Consider the following 26,204-nt stretch of genomic DNA (forward strand, 5'->3'; position numbering starts at 1 on the left):
TGGCCCAGCCTACGTGCCTTCCCGGTGCAGCGCCGCGTGCACGGATTCGGCCAGCGCGGGCCCGAATCCGGGCACTTCGCGGATCTCGTCGACGGTGGCTCCGCGCAGCTTGGCGACGGATCCGAAGTGCTTCACCAGCTCGGATCGGCGCTGCGGCCCCAGGCCCTTGACGCCGTCGAGCGCGGACGATCGCATCCGCTTGGAACGCTGCTGTCGGTGGTAGCCGATGGCGAATCGGTGGGCTTCGTCGCGGATGCGCTGCATCAGGTACATCGCCTCGGAGTTGCGCGGCAGGATCACGGGTTCGTCGTCGCCGGGCACCCAGATCTCCTCCAGCCGCTTGGCCAGGCCCACGAGCGTGACGTCGGTGACCCCGAGGTCGTCGAGCACCTGCTGGGCGGCGGCGACCTGCGGCGCGCCGCCGTCGACGATGAACAGTTGCGGCGGGTAGGCGAACTTGCGGCCGGTCACGGATTCCTCGACGACGCTTGACGACGCCTCCCCGGTCGGCCCCGCGGCCTCTTCCTCGAACATGACGGCATCGTCTTCGGGCACGGCGAGCTTGTCCTCGGCATGGCGGCGGAAACGCCTGCGGACGACCTCCGCGATCGACGCGACGTCGTCGGAATGCCCGTCGCCGGCGGCGTCCTTGATGCGGTACCTGCGATAGTCGACCTTGCGGGGCAAGCCGTCCTCGAAGACGACCAGCGACGCCACCACATCGGTGCCCTGGATGTGCGAGATGTCGGTGCACTCGATGCGCAGCGGCGCCTCGTCCATGAACAGGGCGTCGCGGATGCCCTCCAGGGCCTGCGAGCGGGCCGTCAGATCGCCGCTGCGCTTGAGCTTGTGCTGGGCCAGCGCTTCGACCGCATTGCGGTGGACGGTTTCCAGCAGCGCCTTCTTGTCGCCGCGTTGCGGGACGCGGATCTCGACGCCGGCGCCGCGGATGCCCCGGAGGAATGCGGCGACTTCCGCGGCGTCGTCCGGCTCGGTTTCGACGATGATCTGGCGCGGGACCGCATCGGCGGCTCCGGAGGACGAATCGCCGTCGACCTTCGCGTGTTCGGCGGCGTCGCCGTAGAACTGGGTGAGGAACGTCGACAGCAGTTTCGGCAGCGCGGGGTCCGGTTGGCCCTCCGGCAACGGCCCGGTTTCGGAATCGCCGGATTTCTCCACGACCCATCCCCGCTGGCCGTGGATGCGGCCCTGGCGAACGTGGAAGATCTGGACGGCGGCCTCGAGCTCGTCTGAGGCGAACGCGATGAAGTCGGCGTCGGTGGCGTCGCCGAGCACCACCGCCTGCTTCTCCATCACTTTCTCCACGGCGGCGAGGTCGTCGCGGATCTTGGCGGCCTTCTCGAAGTCGAGATCATCGGCGGCCGCCCCCATTTCCCTGCGCAGCTGCGCGGTCAGGGAACCGGTGTTGCCGACCATGAAGGACACGAAGCCGTCGACGATCTCACGATGCTCGGCGGCCGAGACGCGGCCCACGCAGGGCGCCGCGCATTTGTCGATGTACCCCAGCAGGCAGGGCCGGCCGAGCTGCTGGTGACGGTTGAACACGCCCTTCGAGCACGTCCGCGCGGGGAACAGTCGGATGAGCAGGTCCAGGGTCTCGCGGATCGCCCAGGCGTGGGAGTACGGGCCGAAGTAGCGGACGCCCTTGCGGCGCGGGCCCCGATACAGGAAAAGGCGCGGGTATAGCTCGCCGACGCTGACGGCCAGCATCGGGTAGCTCTTGTCGTCGCGGTACATGACGTTGAACCGCGGGTCGTACCGCTTGATCCAGGTGTATTCCAGCTGGAGGGCCTCGACCTCGGTGCGCACGACGGTCCAGATGACCTTCGACGCCGACTGCACCATCTGCCGCGTGCGCGGGTGCAGGTTGGCGACGTCCTGGAAATAGTTCGACAGGCGGGCCCGCAGGTTCTTCGCCTTGCCGACGTAGAGGACGCGCCCGCCATCGTCGAGGAAACGGTAAACGCCCGGCTCGACCGGGATGGTCCCCGGGGCCGGGCGGTACGTCGAGGGATCCGCCATCAGTCTTCCGGCATGTAGCGGTCCTCGAGCTCGCGGAAGCGGCGGACCGCCTCGACCACGGAGGCGCCGTCGCGGGACTGCAGCGCCCACATGGGCACGAACTCGAATTCGGGCAGCTCCAGGCGCGCCCAGCGGGCGTCGGCCGGGAAGCTCAGGCCGTGGACGACGTCCCACGGATAGAACCGTGCACCCAGGAAGTTGCGCACCTCGACACCGCGGGAATCGACCCGGACGCGGGGGCGCAGCATCAGCAGGCACGCCGCGGAGATGATCAGCCCGAGCACGGGGAACGCGAGCACGTCGATGGACGTGACCTGGGCACCGGTGTCGCCGACGTCGACGACGAGCCCCATGAAAATGTGAACGGCCATCACCACGGCGGCGGAGCCCCAGGCCCACAGCTTCATGGTCTTGGACGTGACCACGAGCTCCCAGCGGGAGTCCGTGCGGTCGGCCGTCTTGTTCTCGCTCGCGCGATTCACTCCTCGCCCAGGGTGCGCAGCAGCGCCGCGGTGTGCAGCGCCGCGATGGTGGCCTCGCGGCCCTTGTCCTCGACCGAACCGGGCGCGCCGGAACGGGCGACCGCCTGCTCGTGGGTGTCGCAGGTGAGCACGCCGTTGCCGATCGGGGTCCGCTGGTCCAGCGCGATGCGGGTCAGGCCCTGCGTCACGGAATCGCAGACGTAATCGAAGTGGGGCGTGCCACCGCGGATGACGCAGCCCAGCGCGACCACGGCGTCGTGGTCGTCGGCGAGCGCCTGCACCACGACGGGCAGTTCCAGCGCGCCGACGACGGTGTAGTCGCGGACCATGGCGCCGGCCTCGGTGGCGGCGGCCACGGCGTTGTCGCGGAGTTGGCCGGTGATGTCGTCGTTCCAGTGCGCGGTGACGATCGCGACGCTCATCCCCTCCGCATCCGGGATCTCGATGTCGGGCAGTCCGGCTCCGCTCACTTCTTCTCCTCCTGGTCGCCTTCGGCCCCAATGTAGTCGTCGAGCCACGGCAGGTCATGTCCCATGCGCTGTTGCTTGGTGGTCAGGTAGCGCACGTTGTCGGCGTTGACGTCCACGGGCACGGGCACGCGGCGGCTCATTTCCAGCCCGTAGCCGCCCAGTCCGGCGCGCTTGGTCGGGTTGTTGGTCAGCAGCGCCATGCTGCGGACCCCGAGGTCGCGGAGGATCTGGGCGCCGGTGCCGTACTCGCGGGCGTCGGCGGGCAGGCCCAGGGCGAGGTTGGCGTCGACGGTGTCGGCGCCTTCGTCCTGCAGGTGGTACGCCTCGAGCTTGTGCATCAGTCCGATGCCCCGGCCCTCGTGCCCGCGCATGTACAGGACCACGCCCCGGCCGGCGGCCTGGACGATCTCCATGGACTTGTGCAGCTGCTGGCCGCAGTCGCAGCGCCGGGAGCCGAAGACGTCGCCGGTGAGGCATTCGGAGTGAACGCGCACCAGCACGTCGGAGCCGTCGTCGGAGGCGGGATCGCCCACGACGAGCGCGACGTGCTCGACGCCGTCGACGAGGCTGCGGTAGCCCACGGCCCGGAACTCGCCGAAATCGGTGGGCATGCGGGTCTCCACGACCCGCTCGACCAGGTGCTCGTGGCGGCGGCGGTACTCGATGAGCTGCTCGATGGAGATCAGCGCCAGCCCGTGCTCGTCGCAGAAGCGGCGCAGCTCCGGGGTGCGGGCCATGCCGGTCGGGTCCTCCTCGGACACGACCTCGCACAGCACGCCGGCGGGCCGCAGCCCGGCCAGGCGGGCCAGATCCACGGCGGCCTCGGTGTGGCCTGCGCGGGTGAGCACGCCGCCCTGCATCGCGCGCAGCGGCACGACGTGGCCGGGGCGGGTGAACTCCTCGGACGTCGAGTTCGCCGCCGCGAGCCGCTGGATGGTGTACGCGCGGTCGGCGGCGGAGATGCCGGTCGACCCGGTCGCGGCGTCCACGGTGACGGTGTACGCCGTGCCGCGCACGTCCTGGTTGCGGGCGACCATGGGCGGCAGGCCCAGGCGGTCGCAGTCCGCGCCGGTCAACGGTGCGCAGATGTACCCGGACGAGTACCGGACGGTGAACGCCACCAGTTCCGGCGTCGCCATTTCCGCGGCGAAGATGATGTCGCCTTCGTTCTCCCGGTCCTCGTCGTCGACGACCACCACGGCCTTGCCGGCGGCGATGTCGGCGATGGCCCGTTCCACGCTGTCGAGTTCAATCACGGCCATGAGCTTATCGGGGCAGCAATTTCTCGATGTACTTGGCCACCACGTCGACTTCCAGATTGACGGTGGCGCCGGCATCGAGCGTGCCCAGGACGGTGTCGGCCAGGGTCGTCGGGATCAAGCTGACCTCGAACCAGCGCGCACCGTCGTCTCCCCCGACCGCGGAGACGGTCAGCGAGGTGCCGTCGACGGCGATGGAGCCCTTCTCCACCACGTAGCGGTCGAGCTCGTCGGGAAGCGAGATGCGCACGACCTCCCAGTGCTCGCCGGGCATGCGGGACACGATCGCGCCGGTGCCGTCGACGTGGCCCTGGACGATGTGGCCGCCCAACCGGGCCCCGGCGGCCACCGCGCGCTCGAGGTTGACGGGCGAACCGACGGCGAGTCCGCCGAGGCTGGTGCGGTCGAGCGATTCCTGCATGACGTCGGCGGTGAAACCCTCGTCGTCGAACTCCGCGACCGTCAGGCACACGCCGTTGACGGCGATGGAGTCCCCGAGTTTCGCGTCGCTGACGGCCAGCTCGCAGCCGATGCCGAGGCGAATGGCGTCGCCCTGGTCCTCGATGGCGGCCACGCGGCCGAGTTCCTCGACGATTCCGGTGAACACTGGGGTGGTTCCTTTCGTTGGTGCTGCAATTGTGTGCCGCCTCGTTGGGCCGTGCCTTCCCGTTCGGCGCGTGCCCTTGCTTGACGACGCCCGCGGGGACGCCGTCAGCCCTTGCGCACGGATTTGATGAGCACGTCGTCGCCGAGCAGTTCGACGCCGATCGTGCGAAAGCGGACGATGTCGTCGACCGTCGTGGCGGAGGCGGTGTCCACCACCGCGGTGCCCGCTCCCAGGAGCCCCGGCGCCACGTAGGACTCCACGGCGTCGACGAGGCCCGCGGACAGGAATGCTCCGGCGAGCCGGGGCCCGCCCTCGACGAGGACGTCGATGATCCCGAGGTCGGCGAGCACGTCGACCACGACGCTCATGTCGCGGGTCTGGATGTGCCGGAACTTGCCGGCCTCCGCCGCTGCCGCGCCGACGTACTCTCCCGGTGCGAAGCCGCCGCGGATCGCGGCATCGTCCGGGATTTCCTTGCGCCCCACCGCCACGCGCAGCGGCTGGTGGCCGTGCAGCGTGCCGTCGGGCTTGCGCGCGGTCAAACGCGGGTCGTCGGCGAGTACGGTGCCGGTGCCCACGATGATGGCGTCGCGTCGGGCGCGGTCCACGTGGACGCGGGCACGAGCGGTCTCGCCGGTGATCCACTGCGAGGATCCGTCGGTGGCCGCCGCCAACCCGTCGATGGTGCCGGCGGTCTTGAGCGTGATGTGCGGGCGGCGCGTGGCCTGCCAATGCAGCCACGGGCGCAAGACGCCGTCGGCGACCTCGCCGCGCAACGTTCCGCGCACCACGTCGACTCCCCTGGCGTCCAGCCAGTCGGCCCCGCCGCCGGCCACGGGGTTGGGGTCGTCGACGGCGTAGACGACCTGCGACACCCCGGCGTCGATGAGCGCGCCCGTGCAGGGGCCCGTGCGTCCGTGGTGGTGGCAGGGCTCGAGCGTGACCACGGCGGTGCCGCCCCTGGCCCGCTCGCCGGCCATCTCCAGCGCCTGCGCTTCGGCGTGCGGCCCGCCGACCGGGTCCGTGCCGGCCACGGACACCGGGATCCCGGCCGCGTCGAGGATCACGCAGCCCACCGGCGGATTGGGCGAGGTGGTGCCCCGCACCCGCTCGGCGGCGGCGATGGCCGTGCGCATCGCCTGATCGGGCGACAGCGGCGTGGCCGCGACGAGGTCGGTGAAGATGGGCATGTCAGCCTCGGCTTTCCTCGGCGCGCAACTGGCCTTCGACGGCCAGCGCGCGCAGTTCGTTGACGGCGTCGTTGGGGACCTCCGCGCCGTAGACGGCGGAACCGGCGACGAAGGCGTCGCAACCCGCCTCGGCGGCGTCTGCGATGGTCCCCGAAGCGATGCCGCCGTCGATCTCGATGATCGTGCCCAGCCCGCGCAGGTCGATCTGGTTGCGCAGGACGCGGACCTTCTCCAGCTGCTCCGGCATGAACGACTGGCCGCCGAAACCGGGCTCGACGCTCATGACCAGCACCAGGTCTAATTCGTTGAGGTGCTCCAGCCACGGTTCGATCGGGGTGCCCGGCCGGACGGAGATGCCCGCCTTCACCCCCGCCTCGCGGAGCTTGCGGGCCAGCGCGATCGGGTCCGGGGACGCCTCGACGTGGAAGGTGACGCCGGCGGCGCCGGCCTCGACGTAGCCGTCTACCCACTTCTCCGGCTCCTCGATCATGAGGTGAACGTCCAGCGGCTTGTCCGTCACCTTCGCCACCGCGGCCATCACGGGCACGCCGAAGGAGAGGTTGGGCACGAAGTGGCCGTCCATGACGTCGACGTGGATCCAGTCGGCGTCGGACACCGCCTCGATCTCCCGGTCGAGGCGGGCGAAATCGGCGGACAGGATCGAGGGCGCGATGATCGGGGTGCTCATGCCCCCGAGCCTACCGCGCCCCCGCCGTCGGCTACGCGGGCTTTCGCAGCACCGCGAAGAACATGGCGTCGGTGCCGTGGCGGTGGGGCCACATCTGCACCGAGGGGCCCGGGCCGACGTCGCCCATGGGCTCGACCAGCGGCCTGGCGTCGAGTTCCTCCAGTCCCAACTGCCGGACCGCCTTGTCGACGGCACCGCGGGTTTCGCGCAGGTGCGGGGAGCACGTCGAGTAGACGATGACGCCGCCGGGGCGCACGAGCTTCGCCGCCGATTCCAGGAGTTCGCCCTGGAGCGTGGTCAGGCCGGGCAGGTCGTCGGTGGTCTTGCGCCAGCGCGCCTCCGGGCGGCGGCGCAGCGAACCGAGGCCGGAGCACGGTGCGTCGACGAGCACGCGGTCGTAGCCGCCCTCCAAACCCGGATCGCGGCCGTCGGCGACGTGGACCGTCACGGGCAGGCCCCGCACCGAGTTCTCCACGAGACCGGCGCGCTTGGCCGAGAGCTCCACCGCGTCGACGGTCGCGCCGTCGATCTTGGCGATGCCGCCCAGGAACGCCGCCTTGCCGCCGGGGCCGGCGCACAGGTCGAGCCAGCGGCCGCCGTCCTTGCCCTCGACCGGGGCCATGGTCGCCGCGCGCGCGATCAACTGCGAGCCCTCGTCCTGCACGGCGGCCAGGCGCTCCTTGACCGGACCCAAGTCACCCGGGTCTCCGGACTCGATGCGCACGCAGTACGGCGACCACGGGCCTTCTTCGCCGCCGGTGATCAGGGCGAGTTCCTCGGCGCTCATTTCGCCGGGCTTGGCCACCAGGTGCACGATCGGCCGAGCATCATCGGCGGCCAGCGCGTCGGCCAACTCCCCCGCCTGCGCGCCGAGCGCCTGGGCGAAGGCGTCGGCGATCCAGCGCGGATGGCCGTGCTTGAGGGCGAGGTGGCCGACGGGGTCGCGGGACGCGTCCGGGGCGATCTCCGCCACCCACGCGGCCTCGTCCTTCCCGGACACGGTGCGCAGGATCGCGTTGACGAATCCCTTCGCCCCGACCTTGCCCGCGCCGATGACCGCCCGCACGGACGTGTCGACCGCCGCATGGGCGCCGACGCGGGTGCGCAGCAGCTGGTAGGCGCCCAGGCGCAGGACGTCGAGCACCTCCGGGTCGATGTCGGCGAGCGGGCGCGTGGACGCCTCCGCGAGCACGGCGTCCAGCAGCCCCTCGGCGCGCAGGGTGCCGTAGGTCAACTCGGTGGCGAAGGCGGCGTCGCGGCCCGACAACTTCCGGGCGCGCAGCTCCTTCGGGAGCATGAGGTTGGCGTAGGCGCCGTCGGCGCGCACCGCACCGAGGACGTCGAGGGCGACCTGCCGGGGCGCGTCGATGGCGCTGGCCTTGCGGCGCTGCCCGTCCGAACTGCGGTTGCGCCCGGCCCCTTGACCGCCTTGACCACCCTGGCCGCCCCGGCCGCGGCGCTGACCGGAGGCGTTGCGGCGCCTCGTGTTCTTGGACCGGCTTCCGCTCTGCTCGGGCATCTAGACCAACTTCCCATCGTCCGGCCGGGCGCCGCGCGCCCAGTCCACTGCGTTCATCATGCGCTTGCCCGGCGGCTGCACGTCGCCCAATGCGACGGCGGTGCCCCCGCCCGCGCCGACGAGGACGCGCTTCTTCTCCACGCGGATCCGGCCCGGTTCCAGCGGCGCCTGGTCGAGTGCGTCGTCGTCCCCGGCCACCGGCGTGACGGGGCCGAGCTTGAGGCGGTCATCGCCGAGCATCGTCCACGCGCCCGGTGCCGGAGTGTGGGCCCGGATGCGGCGGTCGATGAGGTGGCCCGGCATGGACCAGTCCACGCGCGCGTCGTCGGAGACGATTTTCGGCGCGTGGCTGACGCCGTCGGCCGACTGGGCTTCCGGACGCAGGCGTCCGGCCTCGAGCCCGTCCATCGTCGCCGCCAGCAGCGCCGCGCCGGACTGCGCCAGGCGGCCCAACAGGTCGTCGGCGGTGTCGGTGGGCTTGATGGCTTCGGTCACGGTGCCGAAGACCGGCCCGGTGTCGAGGCCCTCCTCGATGAGGAAGGTCGAGGCACCCGTGATCTCGTCGCCGGCGGCGATGGCCGCCTGCACGGGCGCTGCGCCGCGCCAGGCCGGGAGAAGGGAAAAGTGCAGGTTGACCCAGCCGTGGGCCGGCACGTCCAGCAGATCCTTCGGCACGAGGTTGCCGTACGCCACCACGGGGATGCAGTCGGGGGCCAATTCGGCCAATCGGGCTCGCGCGTCGGCGTCGGAAAGCGAAACCGGGTCGATGACCTCGATGCCGTGCTCCAAAGCGACGGCCTTGACCGGTGACGGCTTGAGCGAACGGCCCCGGCCGACGCGGGCGTCGGGGCGGGTGAGCACCGCGACGACCTCATGGCCCTCGTGCTCGATGAGCGCGCGCAGCGCGGGGACGGCGGGCTCCGGGGTGCCGGCGAAAATCAGGCGCATGCTCTCCCCTACTTCCCGGCCAGGAACCAGTCGGCGGAACGCAGCTCGCGCATCGCGGCCTTGCGGGACTCCGGCTGGAGGCGCTTGAGGAAGAGCACGCCGTCGAGGTGGTCCGTCTCGTGCTGGATGCAGCGGGCGAGCAGGCCCTCGGCCTCGAGGGTCACCGGGGTGCCGGTGCGGTCCTGGCCGGTGGCGCGCACCCGCAGGAAGCGCTCGGTGGCGGCGTTGATGCCGGGGATGGACAGGCAGCCCTCGTCGTCGACCTCGGTCTCGTCGCCCACCGGCTCCCAACGCGGGTTGATCAATTCGCCGCGGCGATCGTCGCAGTCGTAGACGAACACGCGCTGCAGGACGCCGACCTGGTTGGCCGCCAGGCCGACGCCTCCGGCGGCGTCCATGGTCTCCAGCATGTCGTCGACGAGGTGGCCCAACTTCGCGTCGAAGGCGGTGACCTCGTCGGCGCGGGACACCAGGACGGGGTCCCCGAACAAGCGGATCTCTCGGACGGACATGCTTCGCATCAGCTCCTGTGCGCAAATGGGGAAAGACGGGCGGGGTTCGCGCCGTCGAATCGATGGTCGATGCTACCCGACCGGGACGTCAGCCGAACCGCGCCGGGTCGACGATGACCCGCACCGGCGCAGGATCCCGCCGGGTGGCCCGCACCCCGCGCGCGGCCCGCAATGCGCGGCCGAGTTCGCGCGCCCGGGATCGTTCCACCCGCACCAGAATCCGCCGGATCGGCGTGCCCGGCTCGATGCCCGCCGGGGGCCGCCCGCCCGGGGGCAGGTCGACGGGGCCGAGGATCTCCGCGCCCTCGGGCGCCTCGAAGTCGGCGAGGAACCGCTCCACGCCCTCGGCCGTCCCGTCGATGGCGGCCATGCGCGTCGCCGGCGGCAGCCCGGCCGCGGCCCGGTCCGCCAACTCGCGGGCGGCGGCGCCGGTGACGTCCCAGTTGACCAGGTTCCCGACCACGGGCACTGCGGCGTCGGCGTCGATGACCACGTTGCCGCCGTCCGCTTCGGGCCGCACCAGATGCACCGCGCGCGCCCATGTGGCCAGCGCCTCTTCCTGCGCGCGCAGGTCCTGCCGGTTCATGGTCGCCCACGTGTCCAGGATCAGCGCCGCGCCGTATCCGCCGGGCGCCCGCGGTTCGGCGCCGGGCGTGGCCACGACGATCCGCGCCCCCGGCGCCACCTCGTCGAGGATCCGCTCCCCCGACGACGAGATCACCGGGTGCGGCCGGAACATCCGGCCCAGGTCCTCGGCCGTGCGTTCCGAACCGATGATCACCGGCCGCATCCGCGTCCCGCCGCATTCGTGGCAGCGGTGCCGCACGTCGATGCGCCCGCACCAGCGGCAGGTGGGCGGCGCGGCGTCCTCGTGTCCCGCATTCGCGTGGCCCGGGCCATTGCTTTGCGACGGCCCGTGGGGAATCTCCAGGGGCCCGTTGCAGTGGCGGCACCGGGCGGGCGTGCCGCAGCGGGCGCAGGACAGCGTGGGCACGTAGCCCTTGCGGGGAACCTGGACGAGGACGGCCATGCCCTCGCGCAAAGCGGTGCTGGCCGTCCGGTACGCCGCCGCGGGCAACCGGCCCCGGGAGAAGTCCTCCGGATCCGCTTCGGTGTCCGTCGACGGGATGATGCCCGGCATGCGCGCGGCCAAGGTCTCCACCGTCGGCACCAGGCCATGGGCCCAGCCCGATTCGACCAGCAGCTCCACCTCGGCGGTGCGCGTCGTCGACGCCAGGATCAGGGCGCAGCCCTCCTGCGCCGATCGGGTGACCAGCACGTCGCGGGCGTGGACGTAGGGTGCGCGGGGATCGACGAGGTTGTCGTCGCCGTCGTCGAGGATCACGGCCAACCGCAGATTCGCCACCGGCGCATACGCCGCCGACCGGGTGCCGATGACCAGGCGGCCGGAACCGTGGAGGATGTCCAGGTAGCGCCGGTACCTCGACTCCGGCCCCAGGCCCGCGGCCAGCACCGTGATCTGGCGGGGGCTGACCAGCTCCCGCAACGCCGCCTCCAGCGCATCGACGGCGCGCTGGTCGGGAACGACCATGAGCACGCCGCCGCCGTCGCGGGCCACGGCCACCGCCAACTCGGCCAATCGCATGGCCACGTCCTCGCCGGGAGCCGGATGCCACGCAGCCCGGGCGGCCGCGCCGGAGCGCACGGCGGACGTGAACGACCCCCCGAAGGCGTAGGCGTCCCATGCGGCGAGGTCTGCGTCGTCAAGCTCGAGCCGCCCCAATTCCTCCCACGTCGGGCCCGGACCCTCGCCCCGCGCCTTCTCGGCCCGGGCGTGGCGCGACGGAACCGCCGACCGGATGATGTCCGAGCGCACGCCCGCGTAGAGCTCCGCCAGCGAATCGACCAGCGCCGCCAACTGCGGCGGATACACGACCTCGGGCGACACGACGTCCTTGAGCGGGGTCAGCGCGCCCTCGTGCTCCGCGGCGGCCGCGCGCTCGAGGATGATGCCGTTGACCAGCTTGCCGGAAAACCGGATGCGCACCCGCGTGCCCGGCTGCGCCGCGGCATCCATGGCGGCCGGCACCGAATAGTCGAACGGCCGGTCCAGCTGCGGCAACCCCAGCAACGGCAGGACCCGGGCCACCGGCCGATCGGCCATGGTGTCCCGGGTCTGCGTCATGGCACCCAATCTTAGAGACGGGCCGCCGCGAAAGCGCTACAGGCCCGCCGCCGCGCGCAGATCCGCCGTGCGGTTGACGCGCTCCCACGGCAGATCGACGTCCGTGCGGCCGAAGTGGCCGTAGGCCGACGTCGGCCCGTAGATCGGGCGCTTCAGGTCCAGCTCGCGGATGATCGCCGCCGGGCGCAGGTCGAAGACCTTGCGGATGGCGTCCTCGATGACCTTGCGGTCGACCGTGCCCGTGCCGAACGTCTCCACGTACAGGCCCACCGGGTTGGCGCGGCCGATGGCGTAGGCCACCTGCACCTCGACGCGCTCGGCCAGGCCGGCGGCCACGACGTTCTTGGCCACCCAACGCATGGCGTACGCCGCCGAACGGTCCACCTTCGACGGATCCTTGCCCGAGAACGCGCCGCCGCCGTGGCGGGCCATGCCGCCGTAGGTGTCCACGATGATCTTGCGGCCGGTCAGGCCGGCGTCGCCCATGGGGCCGCCGACGACGAACGAGCCCGACGGGTTGATCAGCAGCTTCAGCGACGTGACGTCCAGGTCCGGCAGGCCCTCGGCGGCCAGCACGGGGTCGATGACCTCGCGGCGCAGATCGGTCTCCAGCTGCTCGTGGGTCACGCCCGGATTGTGCTGGGTGGAGATGACCACGGTGTCCAGCGCCACCGGGATGTCGTTTTCGTCGTAGCCGACGGTCACCTGGGTCTTGCCGTCCGGGCGCAGGTAGTCGAGGGTGCCGTCCTTGCGGACCTCGGTGAGCCGGCGGGCCAGCCGATGCGCCAGCGCGATCGGCAGCGGCATGAGCTCCGGGGTCTCGCGCACGGCGTAGCCGAACATCAGGCCCTGGTCGCCGGCTCCGGCACGGTCGTCGGCCTCGATGTCGCCGCCCGAGTTGCGGGACTCCAGCGATTCGGTGACGCCGTCGGCGATCTCCGGCGACTGCTCGCCGATGGACACCGACACGCCGCAGGTGGTGCCGTCGAAGCCCTTCTCCGACGAATCGAAACCGATCTCCATCAGGCGGCGGCGCACGATGCGCGGGATCTCGACGTAACCGCGGGTGGACACTTCGCCGACGACGTGCACCAGGCCGGTGGTGACCACGGTCTCCACGGCCACGCGGCTGTCCGGGTCGACCTCGAGCATGGCGTCGAGGATCGCATCGGAAATCGAATCGCAGATCTTGTCCGGGTGTCCCTCGGTGACGGATTCGCTGGAGAACAGGCGCAGGTCGTGAGCCACGGAAAGCCTTCCTAACCGCGCGGACGATTGCGCCGCGCCGGGGTTCGTTTGCTGGGTACCCGAGGAATCATAGACCAAGCGGTTCAGTTCGCGTCGCACGGGTCCCGGATACGGGGGCGGGTGTCGGCCTTTGCCTGACGGGCTTGACGACGGCCCGTCGTCAGCCTCGGGCGGCGACCCTCCGCGACACCGCGTCGAGGATCTGCGCGGCGACGGCGTGCTTCGACCCGTGCGGCACATCGTCGACGGGGCCGTCGGCGTCCAGGATCCAGCCGACGTTGTCCTCCGCGCCGAAGGTGGCGCCGCCGGAGACGTCGTTGCACATCAACAGGTCGCAGCCCTTGCGGGCGAGCTTCGCGGTGGCGTGCTCCAACGGGGTCGCCGACTCGTCGCCGGTTTCCGCGGCGAAGCCGACGATGACCATGTCCTCGCCGAGCTCGCCGTCGGCGCGGCGCCGGACGGTTTCGGCGAGGATGTCGGGGTTCTCCACCAGATCGATGCGCGACAGCGCGTCGTCGGCGGCACCCTTCTTCAGCTTCGAATCGGCCTGCGACGACGGGCGGAAGTCCGCCACGGCCGCGGCCATGATCACCACGTCGGCGCCCGGGGCCTCCTCGGCCATCGCGTCGGACAGGTCGCGCGCGGAGGTGATGGAGCGCACCGTCACGCCGGGCGGGACGTCCAGCGCGTCGACGGAACCGGCGATCAGGGTGACGTCCGCGCCGCGCTGGGCGGCGACGTCGGCGAGGGCGAAGCCCTGCCGCCCGGAGGAATGGTTGCCGATGAATCGCACCGGGTCAATGGCCTCGCGGGTGCCGCCGGCCGTGACGACCACGCGCTTGCCCTCGAGGTCGCGGGTGAACGCATCGGGCTTTTCGACGGCCAGAAGTGCGAACTTCGCGATCTGCTCGGCTTCCGGCAAACGACCGGGGCCCGTGTCGACGCCGGTGAGGCGTCCGTGCGCGGGGTCCAGGACGATGGCGCCATGGCGGCGCAAGGTGGCCACGTTGTCGCGCGTCGCGGGGTGGTTCCACATCTCGGTGTGCATCGCCGGGGCGAAGACCACCGGGCAGGTGGCGACGAGCAGCGTCGCGGTGAGGAGGTCATCCGCGCGGCCATGCGCCGCACGGGACAGGAGATCGGCGGTCGCCGGTGCGATGACGACCAGGTCGGCTTCCTGGCCGACCCGGACGTGGCGCACTTCATCGACGGCGTCGAAAACGGTCGTCGACACCGGATTGCCGGACAGCGCCTCGAACGTCGCGGCGCCGACGAAGTTGAGCGCCGACGGCGTCGGCACGACCCGGACGGAATGGCCCCGCTCGGTGAAGGCGCGCACCAGATGGCACGCCTTGTAGGCGGCGATCCCCCCGGCCACTCCGACGACGACGTTCAGGCGCTGATCCCCCATGCCGGCCCCTCGCCTACCCCTCGGTGTGCTCGAGCAGGCCGGCGTTGATCTCGCGCAGGGCGATGGACAGCGGCTTCTCCGCGATGCCCGGCGTGACCAGGGGGCCCACGTACTCGAGCATGCCCTCGTCGATCTGCTGGTAGTAGTCGTTGATCTGTCGCGCGCGCTTGGCGGCGAAGATGACCAGCGCGTACTTGGACGAGGCGGTCTTCAGCAGCTCGTCGATCGGCGGGTTGGTGATGCCGACCGGCGGGTCGAAGACTGCTTCGGGTGCGGCGGCGATGTCCTGGGTCACTGTGACGATCTCCCTGTGCTGTAGGTGAAAGTGTGCGCGCCGCGGGAACCGATGGGAATCGGTCCCCGGCGCGGAAAAACCGGCGGCGGCGACGGGATGGCGAACCATCCCGGCTCCGACCGCCGGAGGGTCATTTTCCGAGCAGCGCCGCGGTGATCTCCGCGACTGCCTGATCGATGTCCTCGTTGACGACCTTCTGGTCGAACTCGTCCATCGCATCCATCTCGGTGCGGGCCGTTTCCAGCCTGCGCTTGATGTGCTCTTCCGATTCGGTGCCGCGGCCGGTCAACCGCTCCACCAGAATGTCCCAGCTCGGCGGGGCGAGGAAGAGCAGGTGCGCCTCCGGCGACGCCGCCCGAATCGAGCGGGCGCCCGCGAGGTCGACCTCGACCAGGACCGGGCGTCCGGCGGCGAGCGCCTCCTCGACCGGCTGGCGGGGAGTGCCCGAACGCTGCAGGCCGCCATGGATGTCGGCCCACTCGAGCATGTCGCCGGCGGCGATGCGCCGGTCGAACTCCTCGCGGTCGACGAAGAAATAATCCTCGCCGTCGACCTCGCCCGGGCGCGGGGCCCGGGTGGTCATGGAAACGCTGAAATACAGGTCCGGCACCTCGGCGCGCAGCCTGCCGACCACGGTCGACTTGCCTACGCCGGCGGGACCGGAAAGGACCACCAGTCGAGAAACGGAGTCCCCGGGCATGGCGATTACTCGGCGGAGAAGCCGAAGCGCTCCAGCAGGGCGCGACGCTGGCGGTCGCCGAGGCCGCGCAGGCGGCGGGTCTGGGCGATCTCCAGATCGGTCATGATCTCCTGGGCCTTGACCTTGCCGACCTTCGGCAGGGCCTCGAGAAGAGCGGAGACCTTCATCTTGCCGATGATCTCGTCCTCGTCGGCCTGCTTCAGGACCTCGGGCAGATCGGTAGCGCCGCGCTTGAGCTTGTCCTTCAGCTCGGCGCGGACCTTGCGGGCCTGAGCGGCCTTCTCAAGGGCGGCTGCACGCTGCTCAGGGGTCAACTGCGGAAGGGCCACGGGTTCCTCCGTTAAAAGATAGACATTGTGGGATGGTCCGGTCGATCGGACCGGAGGTGACCGTACCTCACCAACACGTTTCCGTGTCAATGCACCGCGCGTGTCCGCCGTTTCGGGAGGACATCACGGTCGCCCACCTGGGCGATGCGCCGATCAACTCCGGCAAGCATAGCACCGGAATGCCCGGATGCAGGAACCGCCGCCCCAATCCGCACCACCTTTAACAGCAGGTGGCCGGGTTGGAACGGCGGTTGCGCGCGTCCGTGGGCGACGGCGCTATGCGGGGTACTCCCCCGCGGCGCGCGCCACGGCGGCGGCCAGCGCATCGGCGTCGGGCCCATGGCGCAGGATCCCGCGGGAGATGTTGGGCAGCGCCAGCCTCCTGCAGTCGCCGGCCAGGCGATCCACGTCCGCCGGCCCCGCGCCCTGGGCGCCGACGCCCGGCATGAGGATCGGCCCCGCCAAATCGTCCAGACGCGGCGCCCGCTCCAGCGTGGCACCGACGACGACGCCCACCGGCCCGGACGGTTCACCGGCGGCCACGTGCGGGGCATTGCGCTGCGCCGCACGGTCGACGATGTCCTGGGCCAACTCCACGGCGCGGCCGTCGCGGTCCAGCATGGCGCCCTGAACCGAACGCCCCTCCGGGTTGGAGGTCGCGGCCAGCACGAACACCCCGCGCCCCGTTTCCTCCGCCAGGGACAGCGCCGGTTCCAGCGAACCGAAGCCCAGGTAGGGAGACACGGTCACGGCGTCCACGGCCAACGGCGAGCCGTCGGAAAGCCAGGCGTCGGCGTAGGCCGCCATGGTCGAACCGATGTCGCCGCGCTTGGCGTCGGCCAACGTCAGCGCGCCACCGTCGGACAGATCCGACAGCGCCCGTTCGAGAATGGCGAAACCCTTCGACCCGAAGGCCTCGTAGAACGCCACCTGCGGCTTGACCAGCGCGACGGTGCCCGCGAAGGCCTCGACGCAGATCCGGGTGAACGTTTCGACGCCCGCGACGTCGACGCCCAGGCCCCAATCACGCAACAGCGACGGGTGGGGATCGATGCCCGCGCACAGCCGGCCCCGGGCCTCCGTGGCCGCGACGAGGCGCGAACCGAAGCCCGCGCGCTCGCCGCTCGACGGCGATTCAGCCACGCCGCACCTACTGCCCGAGGACGTGCAGGTCCTGGAGGGCCTGCACCTCCATCTCGTTGTTGCGCACCGCGGAGATGCCCTGGACCGCCGCGACGGCGCCCTGGACGGTGGTGACGCACGGGACGTTCATGGCCACGGCCGCGGCGCGGATCTCGTAGCCGTCCGAGCGGACCTCGGCGGAACCGACCGGGGTGTTGATGATCAGATCTACCTCGCCGCCGCGGATGACGTCGACGATGGTCTTCGCGCCGTCGACCTCCGGGCCCTCGTCGGTGAGCTTGTTGACGACCTCGCAGTCGATGCCGTTGCGGCGCAGCATTCCCGCCGTGCCGTGGGTGGCCAGAATGCGGAAGCCGAGGCCGGCCAGGCGCTGGATCGGGAACACCAGGGTGCGCTTGTCGCGGTTGGCCAGCGACACGAACACCGTGCCGGAGGTCGGCAGCTCGCCGTAGGCGCCGGCCTGGGACTTGGCGTAGGCGGCGCCGAAGTCGCCGGCCAGGCCCATGACCTCGCCCGTCGACTTCATCTCGGGGCTGAGCAGGCTGTCGAGCTCGCGGCCGTCCGGGCTGCGGAAGCGGTTGAACGGCAGCACGGCCTCCTTGACCGCGATCGGCGCGTCGGCCGGCAGCGAACCGCCGTCGATGTCGCGGGGCAGCATGCCCTCGTCGCGCAGCTCGGCGATGGTGGCGCCCATCATGATCCGCGACGCGGCCTTCGCCAGGGGCACCGACGTCGCCTTGGACACGAACGGGACGGTGCGCGAGGCGCGCGGGTTGGCCTCGATGACGTACAGCGTGTCGTCGCGCAGGGCGTACTGGACGTTCATCAGGCCCTTGACGCCGATGCCGTGCGCCAGCTTGGCCGTGGACTCGCGGACCAAGTCGATGATGCCCTGGCCCAGCGACATCGGCGGCAGGGCGCACGCCGAGTCACCGGAGTGGATGCCGGCCTCCTCGATGTGCTCCATGACGCCTCCCAGGTAGACCTCGTCGCCGTCGCACAGCGCGTCGACGTCGATCTCGATGGCGTTGTCCAGGAATCGGTCGACCAGCACCGGGTGCTCGCTGGACAGCTCCGTGGCGCGGTTGATGTAGTCCTCGAGGGTCGCCTCGTCGTACACGATCTCCATGCCGCGGCCGCCCAGGACGTAGGACGGGCGGACCAGGACCGGGTAGCCGATGGAGTCGGCGACGTCGCGGGCCTCCTCGAAGGAGGTCGCGGTGCCGAACTTCGGCGCGGGCAGACCGGCGGCGGCCAGGACCTTGCCGAACTCGCCGCGGTCCTCGGCCAGGTCGATGGCGTCCGGGGTGGTGCCGACGATGGGCACGCCCGCGGCCTCGAGGCGCTCGGCCAGGCCCAGCGGCGTCTGGCCGCCCAGCTGCACGATCACGCCCGCGACGGTGCCCGACTGCGACTCCGCGTGGTAGACCTCCATGACGTCCTCGAACGTCAGCGGCTCGAAGTAGAGGCGGTCGGCGGTGTCGTAGTCCGTGGAGACGGTCTCCGGGTTGCAGTTGACCATCACGGTCTCGTAGCCGACGCGGGAGAGCTCCAGCGCGGCGTGGACGCAGGAGTAGTCGAACTCGATGCCCTGGCCGATGCGGTTCGGGCCGGAGCCCAGGATGATGACCTTGTCCTTCTCGGTCTGCGGCGCGACCTCGGACTCGGCGGCCGGATCGAGCTCGTAAGCCGAGTAGTGGTACGGGGTCTTCGCCTCGAACTCCGCGGCGCAGGTGTCCACGGTCTTGAACACCGGGTGGACGCCGAGGCGCCAGCGCAGCGAACGCACGCCCTCTTCACCGGCGAGCTCGGGGCGCAGCGCGGCGATCTGGGCATCGGACAGGCCCCAGTACTTGGCCTCGCGCAGCAGATCCTCGTCGACCACGGGGGCGTCGAGAAGCGCGGTGCGGATGTCCTGCAGGTTCTCCATCTCGGTGATGAACCACGGGTCCAGGCCGGAGGCCTCGTGGATCTGATCGACGGTGGCGCCGAGGCGCTGGGCCAGCTCCACGTCGTAGATGCGGCCCTCGGTCGGGCGCTTCAGGTCCTCCAGCACCGCGTCGACGTCGGTGGCGCGGTCGCCGGCGATGTACTCGTCGGACTGCGTCCAGAAACCGGCCGGCTTCGACTCCAGCGAACGCATGACCTTGCCCAGCGCGCCGATGTAGTTGCGGCCGATGGCCATGGCCTCGCCCACGGACTTCATGGTCGTGGTCAGGGTGTCGTCGGCGCCCGGGAACTTCTCGAAGGCGAAGCGCGGGGCCTTGACGATGACGTAGTCCTGCACCGGCTCGAACGCGGCCGGGGTCACGCCCGTGATGTCGTTGGTGATCTCGTCGAGCGTGTAGCCGATGGCCAGCTTCGCGGCGATCTTCGCGATCGGGAAGCCCGTGGCCTTCGACGCCAGCGCCGACGAACGCGACACGCGCGGGTTCATCTCGATGGTGATCAGGCGGCCGTCGCGCGGGTTGATGGCGAACTGGATGTTGCAGCCGCCGGTGGCGACGCCGACCTCGCGCAGGATGGCGATGCCCTGGTCGCGCATGATCTGGTACTCGCGGTCGGTCAGCGTCAGGCCGGGGGCCACGGTGACCGAGTCGCCGGTGTGGACGCCGAGGGCGTCGACGTTCTCGATGGAGCAGATGACCACGACGTTGTCGTCGCCGTCGCGCATCAGCTCCAGCTCGAACTCCTTCCAGCCGAGGATGGACTCCTCGATCAGGACGTTCGCCTCGGGCGAGGCGGCGAGACCACCGCCGGCGATGCGCTCGAGGTCTTCCTCGTTGTACGCCAGACCGGAGCCCAGGCCACCCATGGTGAACGACGGGCGGACGACGACGGGCAAACCCAGCTCCTTGACCGTCGCATGAACCTCGTCCATGTTGTGGCACACGGCGGAGCGGGCGGATTCGCCGCCGATCTTGGCGACGATGTCCTTGAACTTCTGGCGGTCTTCGCCGCGCTGGATGGCGGGGATGTCCGCGCCGATCAGCTCGGCGCCGTACTTCTCCAGGATGCCCTCGCGGTCCAGCGCGATGGCCGCGTTGAGCGCGGTCTGGCCGCCGAGCGTCGCCAGCACGGCGTCGATCGGGTGGCCTTCGGCGGCCTCCTTGGCGAAGACCTTCTCGATGTAGGAGGTCTGGATCGGCTCGATGTAGGTGGCGTCGGCGAACTCGGGGTCCGTCATGATCGTCGCCGGGTTGGAGTTGATCAGGGTGACGCGCAGGCCCTCCTCGCGGAGGACGCGGCACGCCTGGGTGCCCGAGTAGTCGAACTCGCAGGCCTGCCCGATGACGATCGGGCCGGAACCGATGACCAGGACGTGATTGATGTCGTTGCGGCGAGGCATGTTCTAGTTCTGGCCTTCCTGGTTGGTCGAGCCGGCGCGGTCCATCAGCGCCATGAAGTCGTCGAAGAGGTTGTGGGCGTCGTGCGGGCCGGCCGCCGACTCCGGGTGGTACTGCACGGAGTAGGCCATGCCCGACTCCAGCGCCACGCCTTCGACGGTGTCGTCGTTCAGGCAGGTATGCGTCACCTTGGCGGGGCCCCACGGGGTGTCCCAGTTCTTGCCCGGCTCGCCCTCGAGGGCGAAGCCGTGGTTCTGCGCCGTGATGTAGATGGTGCCGGTGACGTGGTCCTTCACGGGCACGTTGATGCCGCGGTGGCCGAAGCGCATCTTGTAGGTGGACAGGCCCAGGGCGCGGCCGAGGATCTGGTTGCCGAAGCAGATGCCGAACAGCGGCATGCCGTCGTCCATCGCGTTTTTGGCCACCTGGACCATGGCGTCGGCGGTGGCCGGGTCGCCCGGGCCGTTGGAGATGAACACGCCGTCCGGGGCGTGGGTCTTCTTGATCTCCGGGTACGGGGTGTTCGCCGGCACGACGACGACGCGTGCCCCGCGCTTGGCCAGCTCGCGCGGGGTGTTGGCCTTGATGCCGAGGTCGTACGCGACGACGGTCGCCTTCGCCTCGCCCTCCGGATCGATGACGTAGGTCTCCCCCGCCGTGACCTCGGTGGACAGGTCCGCGCCGGCCATGGAGGGCTGGGCGCGGACGATCTCGACGAGCTCGTCGACGGGCTTGGCGGCGTCGTCGCCGGAGAAGATGCCCGCGGCGATGGAGCCGTGGTCGCGGATGTGGCGCACGATGGCGCGGGTGTCGACCTGTCGGATGCCGATCAGGCCCTGCGCGACCATCTCGTCGACCAGGGTGCGCTCGCTGCGCCAGTTCGACGGCGCGCGCGACAGGTCGCGGATGACGTAGCCGGCGGCCCAGATGCGGCCGTCGTGGGACTCGGAGTCCTCGTCGTTCCAGCCCGTGTTGCCGATCTGCGGCGGCGTCGCCACGATGATCTGGCGGTGGTAGGACGGGTCGGTCAGGGTTTCCTGGTAACCGGTCATGGCGGTGGTGAAAACCGCTTCGCCGAGGGTGGTTCCGGTGGCGCCGAAACCTCGGCCCCGGAAGACCTTGCCGTCGGCGAGTACCAGGACCGCGGGGGTGTTGTTGTCCGCGGGGGCGTTGCTCACGTGGCTGCCTTTCTCGTTTTCTTCCGCATGGAGGGTGTCCTTGTGGTGCTTGCCCATCAGGCAGTGGCCTTTCCGTCGTGGGCCGTGACGCGTCCGCGCAGCACCGTGGCGGCGACGGAGACGGCCATCTCCATGTCTTCGTAGGGGGTGTTCTCGGCCTTCGACGCCAGGTCGGCGCCGCGGACGGTCCAGGGCCGGCCGGGGTCCACGACCGTGAGGTTCGCGGGCTCGCCGACGGCGATGGGTCGCCCGTGGCCGGGCAGGCGGACGATCTCCGCCGGCTTTTCGCTCATGACCTTCGCCAGCCAGCGCCAGTCGCACGGGCCGTCGAGGACGAACTGCTCGGCGATGATCGGCAACGAGGTCTCCAGGCCGAGCATGCCGGGCTTGGCGTGCTCGAACTCGCAGCACTTCTCTTCCGAACCGTGCGGCGCGTGGTCGGTGGCCACGCAGTCGATGACGCCGTCGATGAGCGCCTCGCGCAGCGCCTTGGCGTCGCGGTCCTCGCGCAGCGGCGGGTTGACGCGGTTGACGCCGTCGAAGGTCTCCAGGCGCGCGTCGGTGAGCACCAGGTGGTGCGGGGTGACCTCCGCAGTCAGGGGAATGTCCTGCGCCTTGGCCCACTTGATCAGCTCGACGGTGCCTTCGGTCGACGCATGGCAAATGTGCATGCGGCCGCCGTAATCGCGGGCCATGATGGCGTCGCGGGCGACGATCGACTCCTCGGCCACGCGCGGCCAGCCGCCGAGGCCGAGCCGGGCGGCGGTCGGGCCCTCGTGGGCAACCGCGCCCTTGGTCAGGCGCGGGTCCTCGCAGTGCTGGGCCAGCAGGACGTCTTCGCCGCGCGCGTACTCGATGGCGCGGCGCATGATCTGCGGGTCGTCGACGCACTTGCCGTCGTCGGAGAACATGCGGACCTTGGACTGCGAGTCGGCCATCATGCCGAACTCCGTCAGGCCCTCGCCCTTGAGCCCCTTGGTGATGGAGCCGACCGGGTGCACGTCGCACAGGCCGATGGCCTGCGCCTTGAGCCACACGGACTCGGCGATGGCCGGATCGTCGGTGACGGGCGCGGTGTTGGCCATGGTGAACACGGCGGTGAAACCGCCGCGCGCGGCGGCGGCCGAACCGGTCGCCAGGGTCTCCGTGTCCTCGCGGCCGGGCTCGCGCAGGTGGACGTGGATGTCCACGAGCCCGGGCAGCAGGACCAGCGAATCGAAGTCGAGGACACGGGCGTCGTCGTCCGACGCCTCGACGTCGGCGCCGATGGCCGCGATGACGCCGTCGCGGATGAGGACGTTGACGTCCTCGCCTTCGCCGTAGGGGCGCACGCCGGTCAGCAGGAGCTCGCCGGGCGCGGCGGCGGCCAGGGGGCCGACGGGCGGGAACGCGGAATCATCGTGATGGTTGCCGGTCACAGTGCCGCTCCTTCCGGGGCGAACGAGGTTTCGGCCGTCAGCAGCGTGAACAACACCGCCATGCGGACGTGCACGCCGTTGGACACCTGCTGCAGCACCGCAGTGCGCGGCAGATCCGCGACGTGGTCGTTGATTTCCATGCCTCGCAGCATGGGGCCGGGGTGCAGCACCACGCAGTCGTCGCGAAGCAGCTTCTCCCGGTCGCGCGACAACCCGTAACGGGTCGCGTACTCGCGGTGCGACGGGAAGAACCCGCCGTCCATGCGCTCGGCCTGGACGCGGAGCATCATCACCGCGTCGGCGTCGGGCAGCTCGGGCTCCATGCGGTGGGCCACGCGCACCGGCCAGTTCTCCACGCCGTAGGGCAGGAGGGTCGGCGGCGCGACGAAGACGACCTCGGCGCCCAGCGCCGCCAGCAGGTCAGCGTTCGAGCGGGCGACGCGGGAGTGCAGGATGTCGCCGACGATGACGACCTTCCGGCCCTCGATGCCGCCCAGGCGCTGGCGCAGGGTCACCGCGTCGAGCAGCGCCTGCGTCGGGTGCTGGTGCTTGCCGTCGCCGGCGTTGATGATCGCCGGCGCGTTGCCGTGCTGGCCCGTCCACTCGGCGATGAGCTTCGCGGCACCGGACGCCGGGTGACGCACCACGATCGCGTCGGCTCCGATGGCGTCGAGCGTCAGCGCGGTGTCCTTCAGGCTCTCGCCCTTCTTCACCGACGACGACGACGCCGAAATGTTGATCACGTCGGCGCTCATCCACTTGCCCGCGGTCTCGAAGGACGCGCGGGTGCGGGTGGAGTTCTCGTAGAAGCACGTGAAGATGGTGCGGCCGCGCAGCGTCGGCAGCTTCTTGATTTCGCGGCCCGCGAGGGCCTCCCTGAAGCGATCCGCCTCGTCCATGAGGCCGACGATCTCGTCCTTCGACAGATCGGCGATGCTCAGGAGGTGCTTCACGACGCCTGCGCCCGGCTCAGGATGACCGCGTCGCGGCCATCGATGTCCTCGACCAGGACGCGGACGTCCTCGTGGCGCGCGGTGGGCAGGTTCTTGCCCACGTAGTCGGCGCGGATGGGCAGCTGCCGGTGGCCGCGGTCGACCAGCACGGCCAGCTGGATGATGTCCGGGCGCCCGACGTCGTTGAGCGCGTCGAGCGCGGCCCGGATGGTGCGGCCCGAGAACAGCACGTCGTCGACGAGCACCACGATGGTGTTGTCGATTCCGGCGTCCGGGATCCGCGTCGGCTGCAGCGCCCGGTGCGGGCGATTGCGCAGATCGTCGCGGAACAGCGTGATGTCCAGGGAGCCGGTCTCCGGCTTCACCCCGGAGTACTCCTCGATGCGCTCGGCCAGCCGTTCGGCCAGGGGCACGCCGCCCGACGGGATGCCCAGCAGCACCACCCTCGGCGCGTCCGATCCGTCCAACGCGGTCTTTTCGATGATCTGGTGCGCGATGCGCGCGACGGTTCGTCCGACCTCGTCGGCGTTGAGCAGTTCCGTGATGTCCGCGGAAGTGCCCTCGCCCGGGTTCGGGATTGCGTTGTCGCTCATCGTGACCTCCTTCCCCGCCTCTCCGTGCGGTCCGTTAAAGGATGTCCCGTGATTGCCCACGGTTACGGCTGCGATCCTACCAGCCGCCCCGGGCCAAACCCCGCAACCCCCGACCCCTGATTCACGGCGCACCGAACGAGAACGCCATCAGGGGAATCATGACCGCGATGGGCCACAGGATGGCCACGGCTATTTCGTCGCCTCGAGCTTCTTCTTCGCGTCCGCGACGTCGAACTCGGCGGTCGGCCACTCGAGCTCCAGCCCGCGCAGCGTGTCCAGCAGCAGGCCCTTGACCACCAGGCGCGAGTACCACTTGTGGTTGGCGGGCACGCAGTACCAGGGATTCGTTTCGGTAGACGTGCGGCGCAGGGCCTCGTCGTACGCCGCCTGATAGTCGTCCCACAGGGCGCGGTCGGCGATGTCGCCGACGTCGAATTTCCAGTGCTTGTCGGAGCGCTCCAACCGTTCCATCAGGCGCTCGTACTGCTCGTCAGGGTCGATGTGCAGCATCACCTTGATCAGGTGGACGTCCTGCGCGGCAAGCTCGTTTTCGAACTCGACGATCTGGTCGAAGCGCCCCTCGATTTCGTCGAGCGGGGTCAGCTCCTTGACCTTCTCCACCAGCACGGCCTCGTAGTGCGACCGGTCCCACACGGCGATGCGGCCGGGCTTGGGCATGCGGATCCGCGACCGGTACAGGAAGTCGTGCTCGTTTTCCTCCTCGGTCGGCCGCCCGAAGGAAAACACTTCCACGCCCTGCGGGTCGACGCCCTTGAGAACGTGGCGCACCACGCCGCCCTTGCCGGAGGTGTCCATGCCCTGCAGCACGATGATGATCCTCGGCGCGTCCCCGTCCCCGCTGCGCGACGCGGCGTACATCCGCTCCTGCAGGTCGGCGATCTCCTCGTCGTGGTCGTCGAACTGCTCGGCGGCGATGGCCTTGCCCTTGCCGTTGTTCGGCAGGCCCGGGGTGGCGTCGGCGTCGACATGCAAAAGCCGCCACCCCTCCCCGACTTTCAGCGCGTGCGCGTCATCGAGGGTGAAGTGGCGGTGCTTTCTCTTGTTGCCCATGGGGCAATGCTAGTGCGTTTCGCTTGACGACGGCCCGGCCTCGTCGTCGTCCGCCGCATCTGCAGTGGCCTTCGAGTCCGTGGCTTCGACCAGTTCGACGCCCGGCTCCGGCATCGCCGGCGTGCCCGGCACGATCGGCGCGGCTTCCGGGGACGCCGAGGTCACGCGGACCGCGGCGGCGGCCATGCGGGCCTGGCCGGCGATGTCGGCTTCGGCGTCGAGCACCGCGTTGATGTACGGCGGCGCGACGTCTGTCGAGTACTCGCTGGCCAGCTCCACGCCCTCGACGACGGCAACGCGCGCCGGCACGTCGGGGTTGTGGAACAGCTCCCAGGTGCCCACGCGCAGGATCGCACGGTCGACCGCCGGCAGGCGGCGCAGCGGCCACTCCGGGGACAGGTACGACGCGATGGTCGAATCGATGCCCTCGATTTCCAGGGCGACGCCGCGGACGATTTCCTCGGTGTACTCGGCGATCGGGGCGACGCCCGACTGCTCGTCGCGGGCCAGCACCAGTCGCTCGTCGACGAGCTTCTCCGGCTGGACGCCGCGCTGCTCCGCCTCGAACAGCAGGTCCACGGCGCGGCGGCGGGCGCGGTAGCGGGAGCCGCGGCGCTTGTAGTTGGCTTCCTTGCCCTTGTTCTTGTCTGACAT

At 70.6% G+C, this 26,204-nt stretch carries 24 protein-coding genes; all 24 read right to left on the bottom strand.

Annotated features, from left to right (window positions below):
• Window positions 1-9 precede the first annotated feature (9 nt).
• On the bottom strand, window positions 10-2,043 hold the full coding sequence (gene uvrC / locus CX1_RS10770) for an excinuclease ABC subunit UvrC (RefSeq protein ID WP_060925668.1): 2,034 nt from the start codon (window positions 2,041-2,043) through the stop codon (window positions 10-12).
• The gene (locus CX1_RS10775) at window positions 2,043-2,525 is read right to left on the bottom strand and encodes a PH domain-containing protein (RefSeq protein WP_060925669.1); all 483 of its coding nucleotides are present in this window, start codon (window positions 2,523-2,525) and stop codon (window positions 2,043-2,045) included. Before CX1_RS10775 ends, uvrC begins: the two co-directional genes overlap by 1 nt.
• Window positions 2,522-2,995 carry a 6,7-dimethyl-8-ribityllumazine synthase gene (ribH, locus tag CX1_RS10780; RefSeq protein ID WP_046650930.1) on the bottom strand — a complete coding sequence of 158 codons (474 nt, stop codon included), beginning with the start codon at window positions 2,993-2,995 and terminating at the stop codon, window positions 2,522-2,524. The genes CX1_RS10775 and ribH overlap by 4 nt, the downstream gene beginning before the upstream one ends.
• Entirely contained in the window at window positions 2,992-4,251 is a 1,260-nt protein-coding gene (locus tag CX1_RS10785) for a bifunctional 3,4-dihydroxy-2-butanone-4-phosphate synthase/GTP cyclohydrolase II (RefSeq protein ID WP_371415588.1), read from the bottom strand. Before CX1_RS10785 ends, ribH begins: the two co-directional genes overlap by 4 nt.
• Before the next feature lie 10 nt (window positions 4,252-4,261).
• Window positions 4,262-4,861 carry a riboflavin synthase gene (locus CX1_RS10790; protein ID WP_046650928.1) on the bottom strand — a complete coding sequence of 200 codons (600 nt, stop codon included), beginning with the start codon at window positions 4,859-4,861 and terminating at the stop codon, window positions 4,262-4,264.
• A 104-nt stretch (window positions 4,862-4,965) separates the two neighbouring features.
• A complete protein-coding gene (ribD, locus tag CX1_RS10795; RefSeq protein ID WP_046650926.1) occupies window positions 4,966-6,051 on the bottom strand; it encodes a bifunctional diaminohydroxyphosphoribosylaminopyrimidine deaminase/5-amino-6-(5-phosphoribosylamino)uracil reductase RibD in 1,086 nt (361 codons plus the stop codon).
• Between the two features lies 1 nt (window position 6,052).
• Window positions 6,053-6,739 (bottom strand): ribulose-phosphate 3-epimerase, encoded by a 687-nt coding sequence (rpe, locus tag CX1_RS10800; protein ID WP_046650925.1) that lies wholly within the window; start codon window positions 6,737-6,739, stop codon window positions 6,053-6,055.
• Between the two features lie 31 nt (window positions 6,740-6,770).
• A complete protein-coding gene (locus tag CX1_RS10805) occupies window positions 6,771-8,258 on the bottom strand; it encodes an RsmB/NOP family class I SAM-dependent RNA methyltransferase (RefSeq protein ID WP_046650923.1) in 1,488 nt (495 codons plus the stop codon).
• Window positions 8,259-9,206: a methionyl-tRNA formyltransferase gene (gene fmt, locus CX1_RS10810; protein WP_046650922.1), complete on the bottom strand. Its 948-nt coding sequence runs from the start codon at window positions 9,204-9,206 to the stop codon at window positions 8,259-8,261.
• Window positions 9,207-9,214: 8 nt separating this feature from the next.
• The gene (gene def / locus CX1_RS10815) at window positions 9,215-9,718 is read right to left on the bottom strand and encodes a peptide deformylase (protein ID WP_046650921.1); all 504 of its coding nucleotides are present in this window, start codon (window positions 9,716-9,718) and stop codon (window positions 9,215-9,217) included.
• Window positions 9,719-9,806: 88 nt separating this feature from the next.
• Window positions 9,807-11,864 (bottom strand): primosomal protein N', encoded by a 2,058-nt coding sequence (locus CX1_RS10820; protein WP_060925670.1) that lies wholly within the window; start codon window positions 11,862-11,864, stop codon window positions 9,807-9,809.
• Between the two features lie 36 nt (window positions 11,865-11,900).
• Window positions 11,901-13,112 carry a methionine adenosyltransferase gene (gene metK / locus CX1_RS10825; protein WP_046651383.1) on the bottom strand — a complete coding sequence of 404 codons (1,212 nt, stop codon included), beginning with the start codon at window positions 13,110-13,112 and terminating at the stop codon, window positions 11,901-11,903.
• A gap of 160 nt (window positions 13,113-13,272) precedes the next feature.
• Complete coding sequence (coaBC, locus tag CX1_RS10830; protein ID WP_046651384.1) at window positions 13,273-14,523, bottom strand: bifunctional phosphopantothenoylcysteine decarboxylase/phosphopantothenate--cysteine ligase CoaBC; 1,251 nt, start codon at window positions 14,521-14,523, stop codon at window positions 13,273-13,275.
• A 13-nt stretch (window positions 14,524-14,536) separates the two neighbouring features.
• Window positions 14,537-14,818: a DNA-directed RNA polymerase subunit omega gene (gene rpoZ / locus CX1_RS10835; protein ID WP_046651385.1), complete on the bottom strand. Its 282-nt coding sequence runs from the start codon at window positions 14,816-14,818 to the stop codon at window positions 14,537-14,539.
• Between the two features lie 130 nt (window positions 14,819-14,948).
• Complete coding sequence (gene gmk / locus CX1_RS10840) at window positions 14,949-15,518, bottom strand: guanylate kinase (RefSeq protein WP_046651386.1); 570 nt, start codon at window positions 15,516-15,518, stop codon at window positions 14,949-14,951.
• A 5-nt stretch (window positions 15,519-15,523) separates the two neighbouring features.
• Window positions 15,524-15,847, bottom strand: a complete 324-nt coding sequence (gene mihF / locus CX1_RS10845; protein ID WP_046651387.1) for an integration host factor, actinobacterial type — start codon at window positions 15,845-15,847, stop codon at window positions 15,524-15,526.
• 276 nt (window positions 15,848-16,123) lie between these two features.
• Window positions 16,124-16,990 (bottom strand): orotidine-5'-phosphate decarboxylase, encoded by an 867-nt coding sequence (gene pyrF, locus CX1_RS10850; RefSeq protein WP_046651388.1) that lies wholly within the window; start codon window positions 16,988-16,990, stop codon window positions 16,124-16,126.
• 7 nt (window positions 16,991-16,997) lie between these two features.
• Window positions 16,998-20,339, bottom strand: a complete 3,342-nt coding sequence (gene carB / locus CX1_RS10855) for a carbamoyl-phosphate synthase large subunit (RefSeq protein WP_046651389.1) — start codon at window positions 20,337-20,339, stop codon at window positions 16,998-17,000.
• A 3-nt stretch (window positions 20,340-20,342) separates the two neighbouring features.
• Entirely contained in the window at window positions 20,343-21,515 is a 1,173-nt protein-coding gene (gene carA, locus CX1_RS10860; RefSeq protein WP_060925679.1) for a glutamine-hydrolyzing carbamoyl-phosphate synthase small subunit, read from the bottom strand.
• Window positions 21,516-21,571: 56 nt separating this feature from the next.
• Complete coding sequence (locus CX1_RS10865) at window positions 21,572-22,933, bottom strand: dihydroorotase (RefSeq protein WP_046651390.1); 1,362 nt, start codon at window positions 22,931-22,933, stop codon at window positions 21,572-21,574.
• Window positions 22,930-23,886: an aspartate carbamoyltransferase catalytic subunit gene (locus CX1_RS10870; RefSeq protein ID WP_046651391.1), complete on the bottom strand. Its 957-nt coding sequence runs from the start codon at window positions 23,884-23,886 to the stop codon at window positions 22,930-22,932. The genes CX1_RS10865 and CX1_RS10870 overlap by 4 nt, the downstream gene beginning before the upstream one ends.
• Window positions 23,883-24,479, bottom strand: a complete 597-nt coding sequence (pyrR, locus tag CX1_RS10875) for a bifunctional pyr operon transcriptional regulator/uracil phosphoribosyltransferase PyrR (RefSeq protein ID WP_046651392.1) — start codon at window positions 24,477-24,479, stop codon at window positions 23,883-23,885. The genes CX1_RS10870 and pyrR overlap by 4 nt, the downstream gene beginning before the upstream one ends.
• Window positions 24,480-24,668: 189 nt before the next feature.
• Entirely contained in the window at window positions 24,669-25,550 is an 882-nt protein-coding gene (locus tag CX1_RS10880; RefSeq protein ID WP_046651393.1) for a PPK2 family polyphosphate kinase, read from the bottom strand.
• A 9-nt stretch (window positions 25,551-25,559) separates the two neighbouring features.
• Window positions 25,560-26,204, bottom strand: a complete 645-nt coding sequence (nusB, locus tag CX1_RS10885) for a transcription antitermination factor NusB (protein WP_060925671.1) — start codon at window positions 26,202-26,204, stop codon at window positions 25,560-25,562.

The sequence above is a fragment of the Corynebacterium xerosis NBRC 16721 = ATCC 373 genome (assembly GCF_001552415.1).
Lineage (GTDB): Bacteria > Actinomycetota > Actinomycetes > Mycobacteriales > Mycobacteriaceae > Corynebacterium > Corynebacterium xerosis.

Bases quoted from the DNA above. Each gene is read 5' to 3' on its own strand.
- uvrC (WP_060925668.1), bottom strand. From the start codon at position 2,043: ATGGCGGATCCCTCGACGTACCGCCCGGCCCCGGGGACCATCCCGGTC.
- ribD (WP_046650926.1), bottom strand. From the start codon at position 6,051: ATGCCCATCTTCACCGACCTCGTCGCGGCCACGCCGCTGTCGCCCGAT.
- rpe (WP_046650925.1), bottom strand. From the start codon at position 6,739: ATGAGCACCCCGATCATCGCGCCCTCGATCCTGTCCGCCGATTTCGCC.
- CX1_RS10805 (WP_046650923.1), bottom strand. From the start codon at position 8,258: ATGCCCGAGCAGAGCGGAAGCCGGTCCAAGAACACGAGGCGCCGCAAC.
- fmt (WP_046650922.1), bottom strand. From the start codon at position 9,206: ATGCGCCTGATTTTCGCCGGCACCCCGGAGCCCGCCGTCCCCGCGCTG.
- def (WP_046650921.1), bottom strand. From the start codon at position 9,718: ATGTCCGTCCGAGAGATCCGCTTGTTCGGGGACCCCGTCCTGGTGTCC.
- CX1_RS10820 (WP_060925670.1), bottom strand. From the start codon at position 11,864: ATGACGCAGACCCGGGACACCATGGCCGATCGGCCGGTGGCCCGGGTC.
- coaBC (WP_046651384.1), bottom strand. From the start codon at position 14,523: ATGGGGGATCAGCGCCTGAACGTCGTCGTCGGAGTGGCCGGGGGGATC.
- gmk (WP_046651386.1), bottom strand. From the start codon at position 15,518: ATGCCCGGGGACTCCGTTTCTCGACTGGTGGTCCTTTCCGGTCCCGCC.
- carB (WP_046651389.1), bottom strand. From the start codon at position 20,339: ATGCCTCGCCGCAACGACATCAATCACGTCCTGGTCATCGGTTCCGGC.
- pyrR (WP_046651392.1), bottom strand. From the start codon at position 24,479: ATGAGCGACAACGCAATCCCGAACCCGGGCGAGGGCACTTCCGCGGAC.
- CX1_RS10880 (WP_046651393.1), bottom strand. From the start codon at position 25,550: ATGGGCAACAAGAGAAAGCACCGCCACTTCACCCTCGATGACGCGCAC.
- nusB (WP_060925671.1), bottom strand. From the start codon at position 26,204: ATGTCAGACAAGAACAAGGGCAAGGAAGCCAACTACAAGCGCCGCGGC.